General features: G+C 50.6%; 16 protein-coding genes, 1 tRNA gene and 2 pseudogenes. 9 read left to right on the top strand and 10 right to left on the bottom strand.

The features are described from left to right. Window positions 1–10: 10 nt before the first annotated feature. The 4 genes and pseudogenes from murQ to PT300_03440 all read left to right on the top strand — a co-directional run bounded on the left by murQ (window position 11) and on the right by PT300_03440 (window position 5,145). Complete coding sequence (murQ, locus tag PT300_03455; GenBank protein MDF7679716.1) at window positions 11–934, top strand: N-acetylmuramic acid 6-phosphate etherase; 924 nt, start codon at window positions 11–13, stop codon at window positions 932–934. 103 nt (window positions 935–1,037) lie between these two features. Next, entirely contained in the window at window positions 1,038–1,955 is a 918-nt protein-coding gene (locus PT300_03450) for an EamA family transporter (GenBank protein MDF7679715.1), read from the top strand. 284 nt (window positions 1,956–2,239) lie between these two features. Beyond that, window positions 2,240–3,448, top strand: a pseudogene (locus PT300_03445) (diguanylate cyclase). 206 nt (window positions 3,449–3,654) lie between these two features. After that, on the top strand, window positions 3,655–5,145 hold the full coding sequence (locus tag PT300_03440; GenBank protein MDF7679714.1) for a pitrilysin family protein: 1,491 nt from the start codon (window positions 3,655–3,657) through the stop codon (window positions 5,143–5,145). A gap of 71 nt (window positions 5,146–5,216) precedes the next feature. On the opposite strand, the gene PT300_03435 is transcribed toward PT300_03440, so the two are convergent. The 3 genes from PT300_03435 to PT300_03425 form a co-directional block, all read right to left on the bottom strand. Next, complete coding sequence (locus PT300_03435) at window positions 5,217–6,539, bottom strand: MFS transporter (GenBank protein ID MDF7679713.1); 1,323 nt, start codon at window positions 6,537–6,539, stop codon at window positions 5,217–5,219. Between the two features lie 248 nt (window positions 6,540–6,787). Further along, window positions 6,788–7,804: an inner membrane protein YhjD gene (gene yhjD / locus PT300_03430; protein ID MDF7679712.1), complete on the bottom strand. Its 1,017-nt coding sequence runs from the start codon at window positions 7,802–7,804 to the stop codon at window positions 6,788–6,790. Between the two features lie 270 nt (window positions 7,805–8,074). Further along, window positions 8,075–8,151 (bottom strand) — tRNA-Pro (locus PT300_03425). A gap of 309 nt (window positions 8,152–8,460) precedes the next feature. Between PT300_03425 and tag the strand changes: the two genes are divergently transcribed. Beyond that, window positions 8,461–9,030, top strand: a complete 570-nt coding sequence (gene tag, locus PT300_03420) for a DNA-3-methyladenine glycosylase I (GenBank protein ID MDF7679711.1) — start codon at window positions 8,461–8,463, stop codon at window positions 9,028–9,030. A 60-nt stretch (window positions 9,031–9,090) separates the two neighbouring features. On the opposite strand, the gene PT300_03415 is transcribed toward tag, so the two are convergent. Next, window positions 9,091–11,421, bottom strand: coding sequence for a molybdopterin guanine dinucleotide-containing S/N-oxide reductase (locus PT300_03415; GenBank protein MDF7679710.1), 2,331 nt, complete (start codon window positions 11,419–11,421; stop codon window positions 9,091–9,093). 795 nt (window positions 11,422–12,216) lie between these two features. On the opposite strand from PT300_03415, the gene PT300_03410 reads away from it, so the two are divergent. Together PT300_03410 and PT300_03405 are read left to right on the top strand one after the other, a co-directional pair. Beyond that, window positions 12,217–13,497 carry an amino acid permease gene (locus PT300_03410; protein ID MDF7679709.1) on the top strand — a complete coding sequence of 427 codons (1,281 nt, stop codon included), beginning with the start codon at window positions 12,217–12,219 and terminating at the stop codon, window positions 13,495–13,497. 1 nt (window position 13,498) lies between these two features. Further along, window positions 13,499–14,278: a creatininase family protein gene (locus PT300_03405; protein ID MDF7679708.1), complete on the top strand. Its 780-nt coding sequence runs from the start codon at window positions 13,499–13,501 to the stop codon at window positions 14,276–14,278. 308 nt (window positions 14,279–14,586) lie between these two features. On the opposite strand, the gene PT300_03400 is transcribed toward PT300_03405, so the two are convergent. Then, window positions 14,587–15,281, bottom strand: a protein-coding gene (locus PT300_03400; GenBank protein MDF7679707.1) for an IS1 family transposase whose coding sequence is annotated in 2 segments (ribosomal slippage) — window positions 14,587–15,023 and window positions 15,023–15,281 — 696 coding nt in all. Because the reading frame shifts where the segments join, the coding sequence is not laid out codon by codon here. Between the two features lie 165 nt (window positions 15,282–15,446). On the opposite strand from PT300_03400, the pseudogene PT300_03395 reads away from it, so the two are divergent. Next, a pseudogene (locus PT300_03395) lies at window positions 15,447–15,557 on the top strand (acyl carrier protein). Between the two features lie 53 nt (window positions 15,558–15,610). After that, window positions 15,611–15,742 carry a DUF1493 family protein gene (locus tag PT300_03390; protein MDF7679706.1) on the top strand — a complete coding sequence of 44 codons (132 nt, stop codon included), beginning with the start codon at window positions 15,611–15,613 and terminating at the stop codon, window positions 15,740–15,742. Between the two features lie 67 nt (window positions 15,743–15,809). Here PT300_03390 and tpiA read toward each other — a convergent pair whose 3' ends face one another. The 5 genes from tpiA to recG all read right to left on the bottom strand — a co-directional run bounded on the left by tpiA (window position 15,810) and on the right by recG (window position 21,337). Next, window positions 15,810–16,577: a triose-phosphate isomerase gene (gene tpiA, locus PT300_03385; GenBank protein MDF7679705.1), complete on the bottom strand. Its 768-nt coding sequence runs from the start codon at window positions 16,575–16,577 to the stop codon at window positions 15,810–15,812. A 187-nt stretch (window positions 16,578–16,764) separates the two neighbouring features. After that, the gene (locus PT300_03380) at window positions 16,765–17,364 is read right to left on the bottom strand and encodes a DUF1454 family protein (GenBank protein ID MDF7679704.1); all 600 of its coding nucleotides are present in this window, start codon (window positions 17,362–17,364) and stop codon (window positions 16,765–16,767) included. A gap of 28 nt (window positions 17,365–17,392) precedes the next feature. Then, a complete protein-coding gene (fpr, locus tag PT300_03375) occupies window positions 17,393–18,139 on the bottom strand; it encodes a ferredoxin--NADP(+) reductase (GenBank protein ID MDF7679703.1) in 747 nt (248 codons plus the stop codon). 54 nt (window positions 18,140–18,193) lie between these two features. Further along, entirely contained in the window at window positions 18,194–19,204 is a 1,011-nt protein-coding gene (gene glpX, locus PT300_03370) for a class II fructose-bisphosphatase (GenBank protein ID MDF7679702.1), read from the bottom strand. Between the two features lie 51 nt (window positions 19,205–19,255). After that, the gene (gene recG / locus PT300_03365; GenBank protein MDF7679701.1) at window positions 19,256–21,337 is read right to left on the bottom strand and encodes an ATP-dependent DNA helicase RecG; all 2,082 of its coding nucleotides are present in this window, start codon (window positions 21,335–21,337) and stop codon (window positions 19,256–19,258) included. Window positions 21,338–21,340 lie beyond the last annotated feature (3 nt).

The raw sequence follows: 21,340 nt of genomic DNA, 5'->3' as shown, positions 1-21,340 counted from the left end.
CGAGGTTTTTATGCATATCGATCTGAATACACTACCGACAGAGCAGCGTAATGCGGATAGCAGCCATATTGACACACTCCCGACCGTTGAGATGCTGACCCTCATTAACCAGCAAGATCAGCACGTCGCTCACGCTATTACGCCTTATCTGCCACAGATTGCAGAAGTGGTCGAGAAGGTAGCGCAGGCTTTACAGGCCGGGGGACGTCTGATTTACATTGGCGCAGGCACATCTGGCCGCCTGGGCGTTCTCGATGCTAGTGAGTGCCCACCTACTTTCGGAACACGTCCGGAACAGGTCACCGCTATCATTGCCGGTGGCCCAGCCGCACTCTTTCACGCGGTCGAAAATGTCGAAGATGATAAGACACAGGGGGCCCGTGATTTACAAAATATTCATTTTAGTCATCGCGATGTGCTGATTGGTCTCGCGGCGAGTGGGCGCACCCCCTATGTGATCGGCGCGTTAGAATATGCCCGCCACCAGCATGCGTTCGTGGCGATTGTTAGCTGCAATCCACAGGGTGAAATGGTCGATTTCGCCGATGTCGCGATCACCCCGATAGTTGGCCCGGAAGTGATCACCGGATCGACCCGCCTGAAAGCCGGAACAGCACAGAAAATGGTGCTGAACATGATCTCTACCGCCGCGATGATTCGGATTGGCAAGGTGTACGGTAATCTGATGGTTGATGTCGAAGCCACCAATGCGAAACTGATTGAGCGTCAGATATCGATTGTGATGGCCGCCACAGAGTGCAGCCGTGACACCGCCAGCAGCACCCTCGCTGCCTGCGATAATCACTGTAAAACCGCCATTGTGATGCTACTGGCGCATTTAAGCGCCAGCGAAGCCCAGGCCTTGCTGGCAGAAAACGGGGGATATATTCGCCAGACACTAAGTCATCGTCCGTCAAGCGTTTCGTCACCGTAATTAGGGCGCACTCATGAGGGTTTTTTGGCGTCTCATCACTGCCAGCGATCCGCTGTGGTACATGCTATGATCTCTGTCTGGTCATATTGCAGTTGAGAAAGAGATGAGCCCCAGCAAAAAAGGGATAATATATGTGCTGGTAGCGGCGGTACTGTGGGGCAGTTCCGGCGTCTGCGCACAATATATTATGCAACAAAGTCAGATAGCATCGCCGGTGCTGACGATGATCCGGCTGCTATTCGCGGGGCTTATCCTGTTGATGCTCTCCTGTGTTCACAATGAAAAAATTTTTCGTATCCTGCAAAATCGCCGGGATGTGATTCATCTGCTGATCTTCTCTCTGTTCGGCGCACTGCCAGTGCAATTCACCTTTCTGATGACCGTCGAGCGATCAAACGCCGCTATGGCGACCATACTTCAGTTTCTGTCACCGACGATTATCGTTGCCTGGTTCGCCCTGACGCGCAAAAAATGGCCGACCTGGCTGGTGCTGGTGGCGATTATCACTTCGTTAGTGGGCACTTTTCTGCTCGTCACCCACGGTAACCCGGCGACGCTATCTATTTCACCCTCCGCACTCTACTGGGGGATCACATCAGCCTTTGCCGGTGCGTTCTATACCACTTATCCCTCCACGCTTATCGCGCGTTATGGCACGCTGCCTGTCGTCGGCTGGAGCATGTTACTGGGCGGGATAATATTCCTGCCGTTCCATAGCATGCCGGGCAGTAATATCATGCTCAATAGTCATCTTCTGCTGGCTTTCTTTTACCTGGTGGTCATCGGCACGGCATTAACCTTCAGCCTTTATTTACATGGTGCACAGCTGACAGGAGGAACCAAAGCCAGCATTCTTGGCTGTGCCGAACCTCTAAGCAGCGCACTGCTCTCACTCTTATTTCTGGGCATCACCTTTTCATTACCGGACTGGCTTGGTACTCTGTTGATTCTTTCGTCAGTGATACTTATCGCTCTGGACTCACGACGTCAGATTCGGAAAGTAAAAAAAGTGGCCAGTTAATCTTTCCATCCGTTGATACACACAGGCGTTATCCATTAACTATCATAGAGTTAAGAAGTTTTTCTCTGGAAGACTCGCCGCCTGATCACGACTTATGTTAACCGGCCGATGGCATACGACGATTATGCATCACGCTGGCTGTTCGCGTATACTCGGCAACCTGCCAGATAAAACAGATAAAAAACAGCGTGCATGATGGTTTACTGGCAACCATAACGCCCGGGCAGATTCATCCATAAAATAGCCCTGATGGGTGACACGCTGAATATTAATGGGGAAAAACATTGCGCATTAGCCGTTCACTGACAATTAAACAAATGGCAATGGTCGCGGCTGTGTCTACGGTATTTGTGCTGATTTTTTGTGCGATTTTATTTTTTCACTTTGTACAACAAAATCGTCTCACCACCGCGACACAATTAGAAAGTATTGCCCGCGCTATTCGTCAACCCCTCTCAGCCGCGATCCTGAAAGCGGATATTCCGCAAGCAGAAATGATCCTCCGGCGTATGCAGTCGGCAGGAATGGTCAGTCAGGCGGATGTTGTCTTACCCAATCAATTTCAGGCGTTGCGGGTGCGTTTTATCGCTGAACGTCCCGTACCGGTGATGATCACCCGTATTTTCGAACTACCGATCCAGATCTCATTACCCATTTATTCGCTGGAAAAGCCCGCCAGCCCACAGGCACTGGCCTATTTAGTGCTGCAGGCTGACCCCTACCAGGCCAGTAAATTTATCATGAGCACGCTTTCTACGTTAGTGACTGCTTACTTTTTACTGGTACTCATGCTGATGGTCGCCATAAGCTGGTGTATGAATCGTCTGATTACCCGACCATTACGTAAAATCGCCCGTGAACTGCATGGCCTGTCACCCGCTGATCGCCCCGGTCACCAGCTAACGCTGCCCCCCTTACATCACGATGATGAAATGGGTCTGCTGATACGTAGCTATAACCGTCATCAGCAAACGCTGCAACGGTTGCGTCATGATCCTGCAGCACCGACGGCGGGCGTTGCGCAAATCCCGCTCGCCAGTAAAGCGTACTTAATGACCCGACTGGATCAGATAGCCCGCCAGCGGCAAACCTCAGCTCTGCTGGTGATAACATGTGAAACGTTACAGAACAGATCACAAACGTTGACAACAGCACAAGGTGAGTTACCCGGATTACCTGTGGCAGAACAATTAGGCAAAATCATTTCACCCCAAATGGTGCTGGCAGAGATTAGCGGCGATAACTTTGCTATTCTGGCCACCGGCATGAATAACCCACAACAGGCGCTGGAATTAAGTAAGCAAGTGCTCACCGTCATCACCGAACCTTTACCACAGCACGACACGCCACTGTGCCTTTCTGCCAGCGCAGGAGTGACCTTCTTTGATGGCACACTCAACGCCGAACAGGTCTATGAGCAGGCATTTTCTGCCGCCCTGGCCGCTCGCGGTAAAGGCAAAAATCAGCTCGCATTTTTTGATCCACAAAAAATGTTTCAGACGACGCATGAGGGATAATTAGCCAGAGCCGGATGGTCAGCACTCAAACGGAAATATATTGATGACAAAGTGATCCGGAATCACTCTTTTTATGTCTCTGTGTAACATTTTTCTCTGTTTGTGGTCTAATCAGGGCACTTAGTTCACTATTTCGCTGGCAATCTGCTGCTTATGGATTGCTTTTGTCATCAGGGGTTCACATGCAGGTCGCAAAAATGAGACGATTAACAGGTGGTGTGTTGATGCTGGTTATCGCCAGTTATGTATCAGCAGAACCACTCCAGCCCGATCCCGCATGGAAGCAAGGAACTCTGACAAACGGGTTCCGCTGGCAGGTTCTGGCGACACCACAGCGTCCCGGCGATCGGATTGAAGTTCGTCTGCTAATCAATACCGGCTCGCTCAGTGAAAACAGCCAGCAGAATGGCTTTAGCCGTTTTATTCCTCGTCTGGCGTTAACACAAAACAGCCCTTTGTCTGCCATTCAGGGGCGTTTACTGTGGCAGCAAAACAGCGATACGCCTTCCCCCGCAGTGGTCTCATACAGCAATACGATGTTCAGTTTCAGCCTGACAAATGACCGTAGCGACCTACTGAAAGAGACACTAAACTGGCTATCGATGACCGCAGGATCGCTAACGATAAGCGCCGATACGGTCAATCATGCGCTACAGGGTGAAGATAAAGTCGCCACCTGGCCGACTGATACCCGCGAAGGATGGTGGCATTATCGTCTGAAAGGCTCTGCGATGCTGGTGCATGATCCCGCGGTATCGCCGAAAATGCCGATTGATATTGCCGGGTTAACCGCCTATTACCAGCAATGGTACACGCCGGATGTCATGACGCTGATCGTGGTGGGAAATATCGACAGCCGCAGCGTAACAGAACAGATCAATAAAACCTTCGGTGAGCTGAAAGGTAAACGCGAAACCCCCGCCACACTACCGATACTCTCCCCCTTGCCACCGACACCGGTCAATATCATGACCCACGCGGTCGAGAAAGATAAATTATCGATTATGTGGGATACAGCGTGGCAGCCGATTCAGCAGTCGATTGCGCTGCAACGTTACTGGCGGGATGAGCTGGCACGGGAAGCCTTGTTCTGGCGTGTGCAACAGAGCCTCGTTAAGAAAAACATCAAAGATGTCAATCCTGGCTTTGATTGTCGGGTATTGTATCAGCGGGCGCAATGCGCCATCCATATCGAATCCCCTGGGAATAAACTCAATACCAGTCTGACGGTCATTGCCAATGAGCTGGTACAGATGCGCGATAATGGTCTGTTGCAGGAGGAATTTGACGCGCTGATTGCACGCAAGAATATGGAGTTACAAAAACTGTTTGCCACTTATGGCCGGACAAATACTGAGGTTCTGATGAGCCAGCGTCTTCGTTCACTACAAAACCAGGTTGTCGATATTGCGCCGGAACAATATCAGACATTACGCCAGCAGTTTCTGAATTCGCTGACCGTCGATATGCTCAATCAGTATCTGCATCAGCAGTTATCACAGGAAATGGCGTTAGTGCTGCAGCAACCTTACGGTGAAGAGGAATATAACATGAAGGATCTGAAAGAGATGTGGGAGGCGCTGATGGCACCGCCATCGGCCACCGCCCCCCTGCATCATGATCCCGCCGATAACCAGAATGACGTGGCAGACATCGCACCGACCCAGCCGTAAAGCGTCAGTCAGGCAGATCGTGGTACTGAACAGCACAAACCTGCCCGTCGGGTGACGACGGGCAGCAATAATCAGAGCGCGTCCTGTCGCGTTTCATGGCTTAGCAACAACGCAATCAGCGTCATACTGGCCATCGTTGCCAGATAGATACCGACTGCCATCAGGCCGTAGTGACTCTGTAGCCAGGTCGCAATATAAGGCGCAATAGAAGCCCCGAGAATGGAAGACACATTATAGGAAAATGATGCGCCGGTATAACGCACCTCCGTCGGGAACAGTTCGGGTAGCAACGCCCCCATTGGCCCGAATGTCAGCCCCATCAGACTCAGTCCCAGCAGCAAAAAGAGAAATATCACCATCGGCTGCCCCGACCCCAGCAAAGGTTTAATCGCAAACAGGGCGAAGAGTATAATCAGCGTGGTAATGACGATCATACACTTGCGGCGACCAAAGGCATCGGCCAGTAATCCGGCGATGGGGATCATCACCGCAAAGCCAATCACTGCGATCATTAACATCCACAGTACCTGGTCACGTGGCAAACCCGCCCCCATCGGTCTCGCACCAGTACTGAACGTCATCGAATATACTGTCATGATATAGAACAGCGTATAGGTCGCCAGCATGATAAACGTCCCAAGGACAGTGACGCGCAAATGACGGGTCAGCAGGGTGCCCAGTGGGATTTTAACTTGTTTCTTCGCGGCCGCTATTTTGGCGAAAACCGGGGTTTCATGCAGCGAAACACGGACATACAGACCGATAATCACCAGCACCGCAGAAAAAAGAAACGGCACCCGCCAGCCCCAGGCCATAAACTGTTCATTGCTCAACAACCAGGAAAGCAGCAAAAAAGTACCGTTGGCAAAGAAGAAGCCAATGGGCGCGCCCAGCTGCGGGAAAGAGCCATACAGTGCCCGCTGACGCGATGGCGCATTTTCGGTCGCCAGCAGCGCCGCGCCACCCCATTCACCCCCCAGTCCCAGCCCCTGGCCAAAACGCGCCAGAGCCAGCAGCAGCGGTGCCAGAATGCCAATGCTTTCATAGCCCGGTAGCAGGCCAATAATCACCGTCGAGATCCCCATCGTCAGTAACGATGCGACCAGCGTGACTTTACGACCGACACGATCACCAAAGTGACCAAACAGTGCTGAGCCAATGGGGCGTGCGATAAAGGCAATGGCGAAAGTCGCCAGAGACTGCAACGTCGCCGCCGCTTGATTACTTTGCGGAAAGAAAATATGCGGAAATATCAATACGGCGGCCGTGGCATAGATATAAAAGTCAAAAAATTCAATCGCTGTCCCGATTAATGAGGCCACAATGACTTTATTACGTGAGTTAACCGGGGCGATCTCCTGCGGATGCCCCAAATCGGTGGTTGTTGTTTGCATAACTATTTCTTGTTGTTAATGAAGATGGAACTTATATAGAGCCACAGTCAGAAATATATTTCAATCTGTGATCAAAACCGCGAAAGAGGAAAAAAAGTGATAATAGTGAATAATTTTTTAATATAAAAGTTAATTCATATTATTCTCTGAATAACAGGAGTTATCTGGCATATAAAGCAGGCATCGCGTTAAATAAATATCATCGTTTAAGAGCCTGGCCTACCCTCTGATCATTGCACCCCAGGCGCTTACTCTGCCGCATCATGATGATTATCTTCTGCTGTCGCAATCCATGCCGCGCAAAAGAGGGTCAGACGGGCAAAAAAATAAAAAAAGGCCATCAATCCTAATACCGAACCAAATGCGGCACCGGAAGGCGATCGGACTAATATCGGCAGGGTCCAGGTCATAATAATTTTAATGATCTCAAAACCGACCGCCGCGATCAGACTGCCATATATCAATGCTTTAGATTTCAGACGCCGCTGGGGAATTCGCCAGAAGATCCAGAAAAATAAGAGATAATCCGCGAAAACAGAAATCACCAGACCAATTAACCGCCAGGCCGGTTTCAGCCACGTAATATAATCAAGATGAAGGGCAGTAATGATCATTTGCTGCGCGGAACCGGCGATCGACGTAATCGATAAAGAGACGATCAGCGCCACCAGTAACCCAATCAACGAGGTAAAATCACGGAAATATTTCAGCCACCATTTTTCCTGATCATGAGAGGCGCGTTGCCACTCATCACGCGACTGAGCAAGAATGGCTTCCCGCAGATTGCCCATCCAGTTAATCCCCGAATAGAGTGCCACCAGCAAGCCAACCAGCCCGACGGTAGTACGTTGCTGAACGGCGGTATTAATGGTGTTTTGCAAGGTGGCCGCCAGCATCGGATCACTGACGCTCTGTAAAATTTTATCGAAGATATCCTGTAACAGTGTCGGATGCGATGCGAGGACAAAACCGGCGACAGCAAAAGAGACCATCAGGATGGGGATCATCGACAGAAACGAAAAGTAGGTAATCGCCGCACCAAACTGATTACCCAACCGATCATTAAAGCGTTCGGCTGCCCGTAACAGATGCGCAATGATCGGCTGGCGCTGAATTTTTTTGACGATCACGGCGACCTGTCGCCATGTGTGACAAGCGCGCTTTATAACCCTGGAATCGCCGGTAGCCGATGCTATTTTATTGTTTTTTTTAAGAAGCGGGTCAGAAACCTGTCGCGAGCGTTGCCCGTTATTCGCGGGTATCATCGGTGATATATTCCTTCTTTAGCGCCTGGCCCAGCATGCAGCCAGCCTGGACACGGACAGCGTGGAGAAACCGCAGATGGGATCAACATTATATACACAAAATCTTTTATCGGCGGATGAAGCACGTTGTTAATACACCTTTTATATCGTCTCCATAAACACCCGCCAAACTCAGATTAAACGCAATAAACAAAAAAGGCCACAAACACGGCGTGTCTGTGGCCTTTCTTATCATTTCTGACAGGGAATGCTCCCTGACATACTGTTATCTGGTCGGTGATAGAGGATTCGAACCTCCGACCCCTTCGTCCCGAACGAAGTGCGCTACCAGGCTGCGCCAATCACCGAATTGGCGCGGATTTTACTGCCGGGACGATAACCCGTCAATGGCTGAATCATAAAACCTGCTGCAAGTGGTGAGAAACTCACCATCATGATGTTCTTCTCTTTGCCACTGAGCGGCTGATCGCTTTGCGTAGCGTGTCACGTTTATCATCAGCCAGGATACCCCATCTTTATCGTCTCCTGATATACTGCGGTTGCTTTCAGAACCCGCTGGCGAAGTCAGCCTGGACACCGACAGCGCGGAGAAATCGCCGTGTACAGCGCTGCCAGGACGAATCGGTTTATCGTCTGAATATTCCAGGGAGAAAAATATGAACCGTTGTGGATGGGTAAATCAAGATCCCCTTTACATTCAGTATCATGATCATGAGTGGGGCATCGCACAAACCGACCCGCAAAAATTATTCGAAATGATCTGCCTTGAAGGACAACAGGCCGGATTATCATGGATTACGGTACTGAAAAAACGCGAGCATTATCGCCAGGCCTTTTATCAGTTTGACCCGATCCCCATTGCCGCGATGAGTGAGGCTGATATTGAGCGTCTGTTACAAAATCGCGGCATTATCCGTCATCGGGGGAAAATTGAGGCGATTATCAGCAATGCCCGCGCATTATTAAAAATGACTGAAAACGGTGAAAATTTTGCCGACTTTATCTGGTCTTTTGTTAATCATCAGCCACAGATTACGCATGCCAAAACAGTGGCAGATATCCCGTCAACCACCGCCACCGCTAATCTGCTATCGAAAGCCCTGCAAAAACGAGGATTTAAGTTCGTTGGCGCTACAACCTGCTACGCCTTTATGCAAGCCTGTGGACTGGTTAACGATCATGTGATCGACTGTTGTTGTCACCCGAATAACAAGCAGGATCAATAACAATGACGCAAAATCTCCCGCCATCATGCCGTCATATCAGCACCGATGGCATGTTATAGCTTACGCATTCTGCGGCGGGTCAAAAGCCGCCAGTGGCAAGTCAGGCCCCTGATATTTTTCTATCCACGCCAGGGCTGTATTCGCCGCACACCCATTGCCCAGCCGTGAGGTGGGAATGTCTTTGGTCAGCATATTGACTGCGCCATTCCTGCAAATGCCGCTGTCAGGATCAGGATCAGGCCATGCACCTTCATGCAAACAGATAACCCCAGGCCGGATACCCTCGGTCACTACCGCACCGGCCAGCACCTGCCCGCGCGCATTCCATACCCGCACCACATCGCCATCAGCAATCGATCGCGCGCTGGCATCCCCGGGATGAATCATTAATGGTTCGCGATTGGCGACCGCATAGCGCTCACGCAATGAGGTTTGATTGAGCTGACTATGCAAACGATGGGCAGCATGAGCAGAACATAGCTGAAGTTGCCCTGGCTGCGCGTTACCATGCCATTCATCAGGTTCGAGCCACATCGGATGGGGCGGACAATCGGGGCAGGCAAACTGCGCTATGGTCGATGAATAAATCTCAATTTTACCGCTGGCAGTTTTCAGTGGGTGAGCCTGTGGATCGGCACGGAAATCAGCAAAACGGACGAAACGGTTATTTTCTTGATCTTCCGCCATTTCTATCAGTTGATTTTGCTGCCAGAAGCAGGCAAAGGGGGGCAGTATTATCTGCTGACGGGCACCACGCTGAACCGCTATCTGGTAGAAGGACGCCAGCCACTGTAATTCGGTTTTCCCTTCGGTAAAACGCGCAGCGCCCCCTTTTTCCCAGTGCTCGCTAAGATCAGCGAATACGGCAAAATCATCACGCGCCTCATCGCGTGGTGCCACCACACGTTTCATCGGCACCAGATGCTGGAGACTATAGTCGCCGGTCATGACGATATCGTTACGCTCATACGACGTCGTCGCCGGGAGAACGATATCGGCATGCCGGGCCGCTGCCGTCCAGAAGCATTCGGAGATAACAATCAACTCTGGCTTCTGCCAGGCACGGATCAGCCGGTTAGTATCCTGATGGTGAGTAAAATTAGCGCCTCCGGCCCACCAGATAAAACGGATGTCGGGAAAATGATACTTTTTGCCATTATGCTGATAAGCGGCACCGGGATTTTCCAGCGCTTCCACGATCCGCGCCACCGGGATTCTTTCGACGGCTCCTGCGCCATCCGCCAGATTTTCCTGCATCGAGCCGGGCACGGCCGCCTGGCGGGTGGGAACGCCGCCATTAGAAAAATGGTAAGAGAGGCCAAAACCGCCGCCGGGTGTACCGATCTGTCCCAGCATGGCGGCAAGGGTAACCAGCATCCAGTGTTTTTGTTCGCCAAATTGCTGACGCTGCATTCCCCAGCCGGCCATCAGCATCGTCGTGTTTTGATGAAAAATTTCTGCTAACTGGCGAATTTTATCTGCACTCACCCCACAAATTGCGGCAGCCCATTCGGCACTTTTCGGCGTCCCATCGCTTTCTCCGCTCAGATAGCGGCAGAAAATCTGATAGCCGGTGGTGTAATTTGCCAGGAAGTGCTCATCCTGCCAGCCATTTTGCTGCAATGTGTGGGCGATACCGAGCATCAGTGCGACATCCGTTCCCATATGCGGTGCGATCCACTCTCCCGCCTCAGCAAAAAAATCGACCGTTTCTGATCGCACAGGATCGATACAGATCAGCCGCTTACCACTTTTACGTAGCCGATCCAACCACTGACGCCCTTGCTCATCGGACGCACTCCACGCATTTTTCAGCGTATTCATCGGGTTGGCACTCCACAATACCACCACATCGCTATGCTCCAGCAACATCGGCCAACTGGTTTGTTGCTGATAAACCTCATGACTCCCGACCACATAGGGCATAATGACCTGGGCAGCGCCTGTCGAGTAATCCCCAATATGGCCTGTATATCCCCCCGCCAGACTCATATAACGCTGTAATAAAGTCGCTGCCTTGTGCAAAACACCACAGGAGCGCCAGCCATAGGAGCCTGCGAAAATAGATGATGGCCCATAACATTGCCGGATCCGCCGGTGTTGCGCATCGATAAGATCCAGTGCCTGTTGCCAGCTCACGCGCACAAACTGATCCTGACCGCGCACGCCTTGTGGACAATCAGGCGCCGCAAGAAAACCCTGACGCACCATCGGATAACGCACGCGGGTTTTACTATATACCTGGTCACGCACGACCGTTTGCAGAGAATTAGCGACTGGCGTCGCCAGTGCGCCGCGTGAGGAGAGAATATGTTCTCCCTCTGTTTCGACCCATATCGGCCCCCAATGGGCAGCGGTCAGAATAGTTTTTTTGGCAGATGAGGCGGTCATGCAGGCTCCTGGTCAATAGATACCACGGGAGCCAAGATGATGACATCGACGGGCGATGATTACCATCATCCCCTGTCACCTGAGACGTCGCAAATCATCATTTTCTATAACGTAAAATCCAGCTGCGGATACCGGTAGCGGAGATAATAGTAAACAGTCCCCCATCAGAAATACCGCCCCCTCCCCTTTGTAGGGTAATAAGTCACTTTTGCACGACAAAGGTGCGAGATAATAAAACATATTATTATCAGCAGCAGATGGAGATGAATAAGCGAATATCAGCATATTCTACTGACTATAAATATCCATATAGATAAAAAGACTATTTTCTTCATTTATTCCCTTTCCGCACTTTTTTAGCGATTGAGTTTACGACGGATTGGTGATAAGAATTATTCCTCAATCTGAAAATTATGATTATTTTTAGAGAGATAGGTAATTTTTTTCTATTAATTTAGTAACAATTTTTTTATCAGGCGGCCCTGAATAATTCAGTCAGGAAAAAGCGGCACCGGCCATTGTGGTGGCTGGCAGAAGCGCACAGCTCCGGGCTGAATAATGACGGGTCAATAAGAGCCTGGCTCATCAGAGCTGTCTCACTTGCCACTTTGCTGCCAGGCAGTGCCTGAACACCTCACGTATCCCCTGTACGCTGCGGTTTTTTTGCGCGATCCTTGTCCAGAATGACGGTATCTGTCACACCTGACCAGCCAGACTCCAGGCGATGATCTCTATAACTATATGGGTAGCATGGGTATGGAATTAAACAGAAGTCTAAAACCCAGACACCTCACGATGATCTCAATAGGCGGCGTGATTGGTGCAGGTTTTTTTCTTGGCGCAGGTGAAGCCATTTCGTTAACCGGGCCGAGTGTTATTTTAGCCTATCTCTTTGGCGGCATAATAACCCTATTTATTATGATGTTACTTGCCGAGATGGCGGTAGCCAATCCGGTCTCTGGCTCTTTTCAAACCTATGCCAAAGATGCCTTTGGGCCCTACTGGGGATATCTGACCGGCCTCACCTACTGGTTTGCCTTTTTAATCGGCCCGGCTTCTGAAGCGATAGCCGCCGGAACGTTTCTGAATATGTGGTTCCCGGAGATACCGGTGTGGATCTTCTGCCTGGTGATTGCCTGCTCAATTACCGCGGTAAATATGATTGGTGTCCACTTTTTTGGTGAAGTTGAATTCTGGTTAAGCCTGGTAAAAATTGTGGCGTTAGTTCTTTTTATCATTATCGCCCTCTATGCTCTGGGCTTTACCCCTGATGCCAACCTGCACAATTTTTCTCATTCACAATCGGGCTTTTTTGCTTTTGGCCTCTCAGGTTTTATCGCCTCTATGCTGATGGTGATTTTCTCCTTTGGCGGTACAGAAGCCATCGGCACCGCTGCCGGAGAGAGTGAAAATCCGGCAGAAGATATTCCGAAAACCATAAAAGGCACGGTTATCAGAATATTAGGGCTGTATGTTCTCTCTATCTCACTGCTGCTGTGCGTCATTCCCTGGCAGACGGCGGGGGTTAGCTCCAGCCCCTATGTTGACGCATTTGGCATATTAGGTGGGCCTGTCGCTAAAAATATCATGAATTTTGTGGTACTGACGGCGGCACTCTCCTGCATCGATACTGGTGTCTATGCCACATCGCGCATGTTGCACTCTTTAGCCCAGGATGAACATTTACCTGAAGCCTTCGCCAGAGTGCATCCAAAACATAAAACACCCAACAATGCCATTTTCATCAGTAGTTTAATGCTGTTTGTTGGCGTCATAATATCGATACTGTCACCGGAAGCCTATACGATTCTGGCCAGCATCTCGGGCTTTGGCTTTATTTTCTCATGGCTGATGATTTCGCTATCACATAAACGCATGCGCGCCATCAACACGGAGAAGGGATTAATTAAATACAGAGCCCCCTGTGCGGAAATAATCAGGCCGTTAACCATTCTCTGCCTGTTATGTGTCATGTTTGGTCAGGCGTTTACCCCCGATGGCTGGATTTCGTTAGCCGCAGGTTTTTGCTGGATAGCGGTAATATCTGTTTATTACTTTATCAAAAACAGGAGATAACATGAAAAAGGTTATGCTAAATGAATTTACCGGCGAAGAGATAAGAACTTTGCTGCAATCTAACGACAATATTATTGCGCTAGTGAGTTTTGGCAGCTGTGAAAACCACGCCGACCATTTGCCGCTGGGCCCCGACTACTTCTTCCCGGAAGAGGTTGCCCGAAGAGTCGCGGCGCAAACAGAGAACGCGATTGTCGTGCCCTGTACCCCCTTTGGCACCTCGCTACACTATGATGCCTACCCGATGGCGATATCGCTTCGTTTTGAAACCAATATTATGTTAGCGGAAGATATTTTCAATAGTCTGATTCATCATGGCATTAAACGGATCGTGGTGATTAATGGTCATGATGGCAATATTCCGGCCATTGAAATAGCAGCGAGAAATGTCAAAGATAAAAACCGGGATGTCAGCCTGATCTTTATTCCCGCATGGTGGGATATGGTAGGTAAAAAGCTGGGTAATGACTTCTTTGACAGCTGGAACGGCTCAGGACTGGGACACGGTGGTGAGGGAGAAACTTCAGCGATGATGGCCATACGCCCGGATCTGGTGGATCTCAGTAAAGCAAAAAATCAAATCCCTGCCGATGTATTTGATGATTATGGCATCACCTATATCTGGGATATCTCGGAAATTAGTGCCACTGGGGCCACCGGTGCGCCACAATATGCCACCAAAGAGAAAGGCGAGAAAATTATTAACTGCCTGGTGACCAGCATCGTCGAGTTAATAAAACGCCTGAATGCCCATGACTGGAAATATGCCAGAAGAAAATAACTAACATAATTTAATAAACTCGATTACAGTTCAGTAATACTTGCAACATTACTGAATTGTAATTTTCGCCACGCTCCCCCTGACAGACACCTTCCCTGACCAGCCAAAATAAGCGCTGATAAGCTACTTTTGACCATTAATATGTTTAGCCTGGGTAAAAAAAACATGAATTTTTTAAAATTAAAGCATTGACACAGGTCAATCTAACTGCATTTAATTAGCAATATTCTGTGTATTATTCTATTCACAGATACAACTGCTTATCTTTCAGGATAACCTGGTGACGTATTCAATATGTTTATATTGTCTCAAACATAATATTCGCGCTCAATAAAAGTACCGATGATCCTGTCATGCATCTCAACAGATTTTGAGTACCCCAGGGTCTTACGATTCAGTCGCTTTAAGCGGTTACGCAGATTCAGGTTTTCCCGTTCAATCCTCTGCGTGTAAAGCTTACCCCTGATATGTTTTTTATCCGGCAGTATGTCATATGCGCTGAAGTTATCGGTACACCAGAAGGCGACATGAAAACCTGACAGTAATCTCAGTAACCTGCGCAGTGTCTTTTTGCTCCTGCGCCCAAAAGTAGGCGCAATAATACGTTTGAGGCGAGGCTCCCACGCATACCACAGCCAGCGTTGCTGCTTTTTACTGCCAGCAAAAGACCACATCTCATCCACTTCGCAGATAAGCTGGATTTGCAGATTATCCAGCGACAATGTGGTTACACATCGCGGCGCGGGTTTTTTAAAGTGCGGACAACGGCATTGATGCTGATATGCAGAGTCCGTGCGGTATCACGGATACCGGCATTATTCATAGCAAGGTCAACAATTTGTTCTTTCATGCCGGGGTGGCAGGCTCGATAAGCGTAATCGGTCTGGAAAGTACGACAGCATGACTGACAACGATAGCGCTGAAAACCGGACTTACCCAGGCCATGCTTTTTAACAGGTTCGGTTTGTTGACAAAACGGGCATGCTACATCAATTTTAGCCATCTGGTGTCTCTGATAAAAAGAGCAATTATACAACATGATCAATATGTTGAATACATGACCATTTTTTGGGGTAAATTATTAATTGTAAGAGCCTGGCCCATACAACCAAACCGCACGAGGCAATAATAAAATATGGTAGAGGATATTGCACAGCGTGTCATCGATATGATCACCATCCATAGTGGAACTTATTTATTGAGAAAAAAGAAATATGATAGCTATACCGCATCATCAAATATATATTTCGACGTAAAACTGAGCCAGGATGATATTGAGGAATTGATCGAAGATTACGCTAAAACGTTTAACGTCGATATGTCAGACTTCAGATTGCGACATACTACCCGGAAGTTGTTTTCTCATGGAATCCTTTTAAAAAGCCTGAGCCCATAGATGTGCCGGAATTTACTATTGATATGTTCATCCAGTCAGCAAAAGCCGGACATTGGCTATATCGCTGATTGTCGTCGCTCACCCAATCAGGACACCAGCCAGCGTCATCGCCGACTGGTGTGTTCTGATGCGAAATTAACCTTTTTTCGCTGCTTCGGCCGCTTTGACAATTACCGCAAATGCCTCTGCTTTCAGGGAAGCTCCTCCCACCAGGGCACCATCAATGTCTGGCTGAGTGAACAGTTCGGCGGCATTGTCGGCATTTACCGAGCCACCGTACTGGATGATAAGCTGCTTCGCGACCTGCGCATCTGCTTTTGCAATATGATCACGAATGAATTTATGCACCGCCTGCGCCTGCGCGGGTGTGGCCGATTTGCCGGTGCCAATCGCCCATACCGGTTCATAAGCAATCACGGCCCCGGTAAATGCGGCTGCCCCCTGCGTTTTCAGGACGGCGTCGATTTGTCGGGCGCACACTTCCTGAGTTTTACCTGATTCATTCTCGGCTTCGGTTTCACCAATACAGAGTACCGGTGTCAGCCCCTGCTCTTTAACCACAGCAAATTTCTGCGCGATAAGATCATCGGATTCTTTATGGTAAGTACGACGTTCTGAATGGCCGATAATGACATAACCGACCCCCACATCTTTTAACATCGCGGCGGAGGTTTCCCCCGTATAGGCACCAGACAGGTGCAGGTCAACATTCTGTGCGCCTAACTGAATATGACTACCGGCGGCTATCTGTTTAGCCTGGGTGATATATACTTCTGGTGGGGCGATAGCCACGATACAATCGGCAACGCCTGCCAGTTCTTTACGTAAACCGGTCACCAGTTCGTTGACCATATGGTGGCTACCGTTCAGTTTCCAGTTACCCATCACGAAAGGATGTCGCATTTTCATTCTCCACGCATTTAAGCGCATTAAAGGAATATCACTACCCATCAGGGCAGCATGATCGATGAATTGGTGCTCACAACCGATCCTGTCATGATTGTGGTGCTGGCTGTTTGACGTCCGCTCACCGCCGGTGAGTGTCCCGGTTCTGATGGCAAAGGTGATCACCGGAAAAAAGCACTTTTTCTTATCGGGTATTACTGTCCAGTGTTTCAGCCAGCGTTAGCTTAATCGGTTCAACAGCGAAGGTTAGCCCTTTTTCGCCATTATCTGCAACAACATAACGTATTGCCCCTTCCGTTTCTGTGAAGTAACGCTTTCCTTTACTGACGGTGAGCAAATTTTGTACTTTTTGCTGGCTTTGGGTCGGACTTAAGCCAGACATGAATATCCGTAACATCGCGCTCATATATGCCTGTGCCTGACTTTTTGCCGCTTTCTGCTCTGACCCACGCACTGGCAGCCAGGTGATCTGCATCGATTTGATTTTCAATGTGCCATATTCCAGTGCGGTAGAGGCATAAAGATTTTTATTAATCCGGCTGGCGGCCCGCATCAGATTTTCATGCTGGCGACCCGCGACAATGGCACGAAATTCATCCAATGCGAGGGAGGGGTTATCGGCATTGAATTTTTCACGAAACTCACTAATAGATAAGTCAAAAGTCGGTGCCCCCGCCAGCAAATAAGGTGCAGTTGCCGGTGAGCCCGCTGGGGCAGCCAACACGCTTTGAGTGGCAAAAAGTATGCTTAATCCGATCAAACATAACGCTACCACTGCTTTCATGCCTGTTCTCCTTTTTGGCGGTTATCGATTACCAGTAATGCTCCGCAGTGATTTGCCCTGGCCGACGACGCAGATGTTTCGTCATCTGACGGGTCTGTTTTAATAACTGCTGGGTATCACGAACCATCTGAGGATTACCACAGAGCATCACATGGCTATTATCGGCATTCATCGTCAGGCCGACGGCTTTTTCCAGCGCACCATTTTCAATCAGCTGAGGGAGCCGCCCGCTCAGTGAGCCACTGGCTGTTTCACGACTGACCACGGTCTGAATACGTAGCTTTCCGGCATAACGTTGCTCTAACTCGCGCATCAGGGGTAAGTAGCTTAAATCGGCGGCATAACGTACCGCGTGTACCAGTACCAGATGATTAAAGCGTTGCAGATCCTCACCTTGCTGCAATATAGACAAATAGGGCCCCAGCGCCGTACCGGTCGCCAGCATCCAGAGCGTGTCGCAATCCGGCACCTCTGCCAGCACGAAAAACCCAGCGGCTTCGTTGACGATCTGTACCTCATCACCCACTTTGAGGGTCGCCAGATGAGGGCTCAGTTGTCCGCCTGGCACATTGACCAGATAAAACTCCAGCAGGTGATTATCCGGCGCGTTCACAAACGAGTAAGCACGCTGGATATTTTCTCCCGCGATCTCCAGCCCCAGCTTGGTAAACTGACCAGCGGTAAACGGTTGCACCGCTGCCTGTATGTACACACTGAACAAGGCATCCGTCCAGAATACGATTTTTGTTACTTTACCGCTAATCCACTCTGCCATAATAATCTCTCTGTACCGCTAACCCTGTTCTGATTGTAGACGAGTGCCCTGCTGTTACAGAATATGTAACTGAAGTTCCGGATCTTTACGATCAAGATAATGCACTGACTGGATGCGGCGAATCGTGCGTGATTTTCCCCGAATCAACAACGTTTCACTGGTCGCCAGCTGCCCCTTACGGGTGATGCCCTTGAGCAGATCACCATGAGTGATCCCGGTTGCCGAAAATATGACGTTATCACTGCGCGCCATCTCTTCGAGATACAGCACTTTATCCGCCTCGACCGCCATTGCCTGACAACGCGCCAGTTCGTTTTCACCCATGCGTCGGTTTTCTTCGCTCTCTCCTTTGACCTTGTGACGCGCCAGCAAACGCCCCTGCATATCGCCCCCCAGCGCCCGGATCGCGGCAGCGGAGACAACACCTTCCGGCGCACCGCCAATGCCATAGAGCACATCGACTTCACTATCCGGCAGACAGGTCAGAATCGACGCAGCCACATCGCCATCGGGAATGGCGAAGACACGGACGCCACACTGCTGTAGCAGCGCAATTACCGCCTCATGACGCGGCTTCGCCAGAATCGACACCGTGATGTCTGACAAGGGCTTGTGTAATGCAGCGGCAATATTATGCAGGTTCTCCATCAGCGGCAGGTTGAGATCAATCACGCCTTTCGCTTGCGGGCCAACGACCAGCTTTTCCATATACATATCCGGCGCGTTCAGAAAGCAACCTTTATCGCCTGCCGCGATAACAGCCAGCGCATTCGCTTGTCCCATCGCGGTCATTCGGGTGCCTTCAATGGGATCGACGGCAATATCCACCTTGTCGCCGCAACCGGTGCCCACCTTCTCACCGATATATAACATTGGTGCTTCATCGATTTCACCTTCGCCGATAACGATAGTGCCATCGATATTAATCAGATTGAGCATGATGCGCATGGCATTAACTGCCGCACCATCCGCCCCGTTTTTATCACCACGCCCGAGCCATTTATAGCCCGCCAGGGCGGCCGCTTCTGTCACACGGGAAAATTCAAGAGCCAGTTCTCGTTTCATCATTCACTCATCAGATAAAAAATAGTCTGTCGTGCCGCTACCCGTGGGTCACTACACACGGGAATAACGTTCTGTTTCCGGCATCCAGCGTTCAATCAGCGCCTGCGCCTGTTGGGGATAGTGCTGGTGAATATGACGCGCAATACGCTGAACATTCGGGATCATTGCCTGATCGCGGAGCAGGTCAGCCACTTTAAATTCAGCGGCACCCGTTTGCCGGGTGCCAAGCAGTTCACCTGGACCACGGATCGCCAGATCCTGCTGGGCGATAACAAAACCATCATTGCTATCGCGCAGAACCTGGAGCCGTTTCTGTGCCGTTTTTGATAGCGGCGATTTATACAGCAAAACACAATGAGAGGCGACCGCACCACGCCCAACGCGCCCCCGCAACTGATGTAACTGCGCCAGCCCAAGACGCTCCGGGTTTTCAATGATCATCAGGCTGGCGTTGGGTACATCCACCCCCACTTCGATAACGGTGGTGGCGACCAGTAAATGGAGCTCGCCCTGTTTAAAGGCCCGCATCACCGCCTGTTTGTCTGCCGGTTTCATCCGCCCATGTACCAGACCGATATTCAGCGCTGGCAGTGCCTGGCGGAGCTCCTCGCAGGTAGCTTCCGCGGCCTGTGCCTCCAGCACTTCTGATTCATCAATTAATGTACAGACCCAGTAAGCCTGGCGCGCCTCCTGTGTGCAGGCGTGCTGGACACGATCAATAATCTCCTGACGTCGGCTATCCGCAATCGCCACCGTGGTAACCGGGGTGCGTCCCGGTGGCAGTTGATCGATAAGCGAAGTATCGAGATCGGCATAGGCGGTCATGGCCAGCGTACGCGGGATCGGGGTGGCGGTCATAATCAGCTGATGAGGATAAAAGCCCTGCTGCTGACCCTTTTCCCACAGCGCCAGTCGCTGATGGACACCAAAGCGATGTTGTTCATCAATCACCACCAGCGCCAGGTTGTGAAACTGGACATGTTGCTGAAAAATCGCGTGGGTGCCAATGATCATCTGGATCTGACCGGCAGCGATAGCTTCTTGCTGTGTCTGGCGCGCTTTCCCCTTCTGTTTGCCGGTCAGCCAGCCCACTTCGATGCCCAGGGGCGCAAACCAGTGGCGAAACTGACTGACGTGCTGTTCCGCCAGCAATTCGGTGGGCGCCATCAGCGCCACCTGTTTGCCGTGGGTAATCGCATTCAGTGCCGCCAGCGCCGCCACCAGGGTTTTACCGCAACCGACATCGCCCTGCACCAGACGCATCATCGGAACGTCACGTGCCATATCGCTGGCAATCTCTGCGCTCACCCGTTGCTGTGCTGCGGTCGGCTGAAAAGGAAGTGCTGCCAGTAACTGACCGCTTAATCGATCATCAGCCGCCAGTGGCAGCGCATGATGGCGCCGGGCTCCGGCACGTAATGCCAGCATACTCAGATTATGAGCCAGCAACTCTTCCAGTATTAAGCGCTGTTGTGCCGGATGCAGCCCCTTTTCCAGATCGCCGAGCTGTAACGAGGGAGGGGGACGGTGGAGTGTGCGCAGCGCCTCTGGCAGGCTCATCATTCCCTGTGCCAGCTGTGGGGGTAATAATTCGCTTATCGCGCAGGTGTCGAGTAACGCTAATGCCTGATCGGTCAGTTTACGCAACGTCGCCTGTTTGACGCCCTCAGTGGTCGGATAGACGGGGGTTAATGTTTCCTGTAATTCCGCTGTTTTGCGCTCACCCTGGAGATGGTATTCCGGGTGGATCATCTCCGCGCCATATTTTCCCCGTTTCGCTTCGCCATAGGCCAGTACGCGCCGCCCGGTGACGAGGCTGTTTTTCATCGCCGCATTGAAGTTGAAAAAGCGCAGGGTGAGCGTGGCAGAACCGTCGTTGATCTGGCAGGTCATCATCCGTCGCCCGCCAAAGGTGACCTGGCAGTTGAGCACTTCCCCTTCCACGGTGGCATACATGCCGGGTAGCAGATCGCTGATCGGGTAAAGGCGGGTACGGTCTTCGTAGCGTGATGGCAGGTGAAGGAGCAGATCCTGCACCGTACAAAGTCCCATTTTCGCCAGTTTATTGCTTTGTACCGCGCCGACTCCCGTTAGCGAATTAAGCGGAATCGCCGCTAACAGACGCCCGGACACTGG

Source organism: Enterobacteriaceae bacterium ESL0689 (assembly GCA_029433525.1).
Classification (GTDB): domain Bacteria; phylum Pseudomonadota; class Gammaproteobacteria; order Enterobacterales; family Enterobacteriaceae; genus JAQTIF01.
Note: the sequence above shows the minus strand (reverse complement) of the source record. Positions and strands in the feature narration are given on the sequence as shown.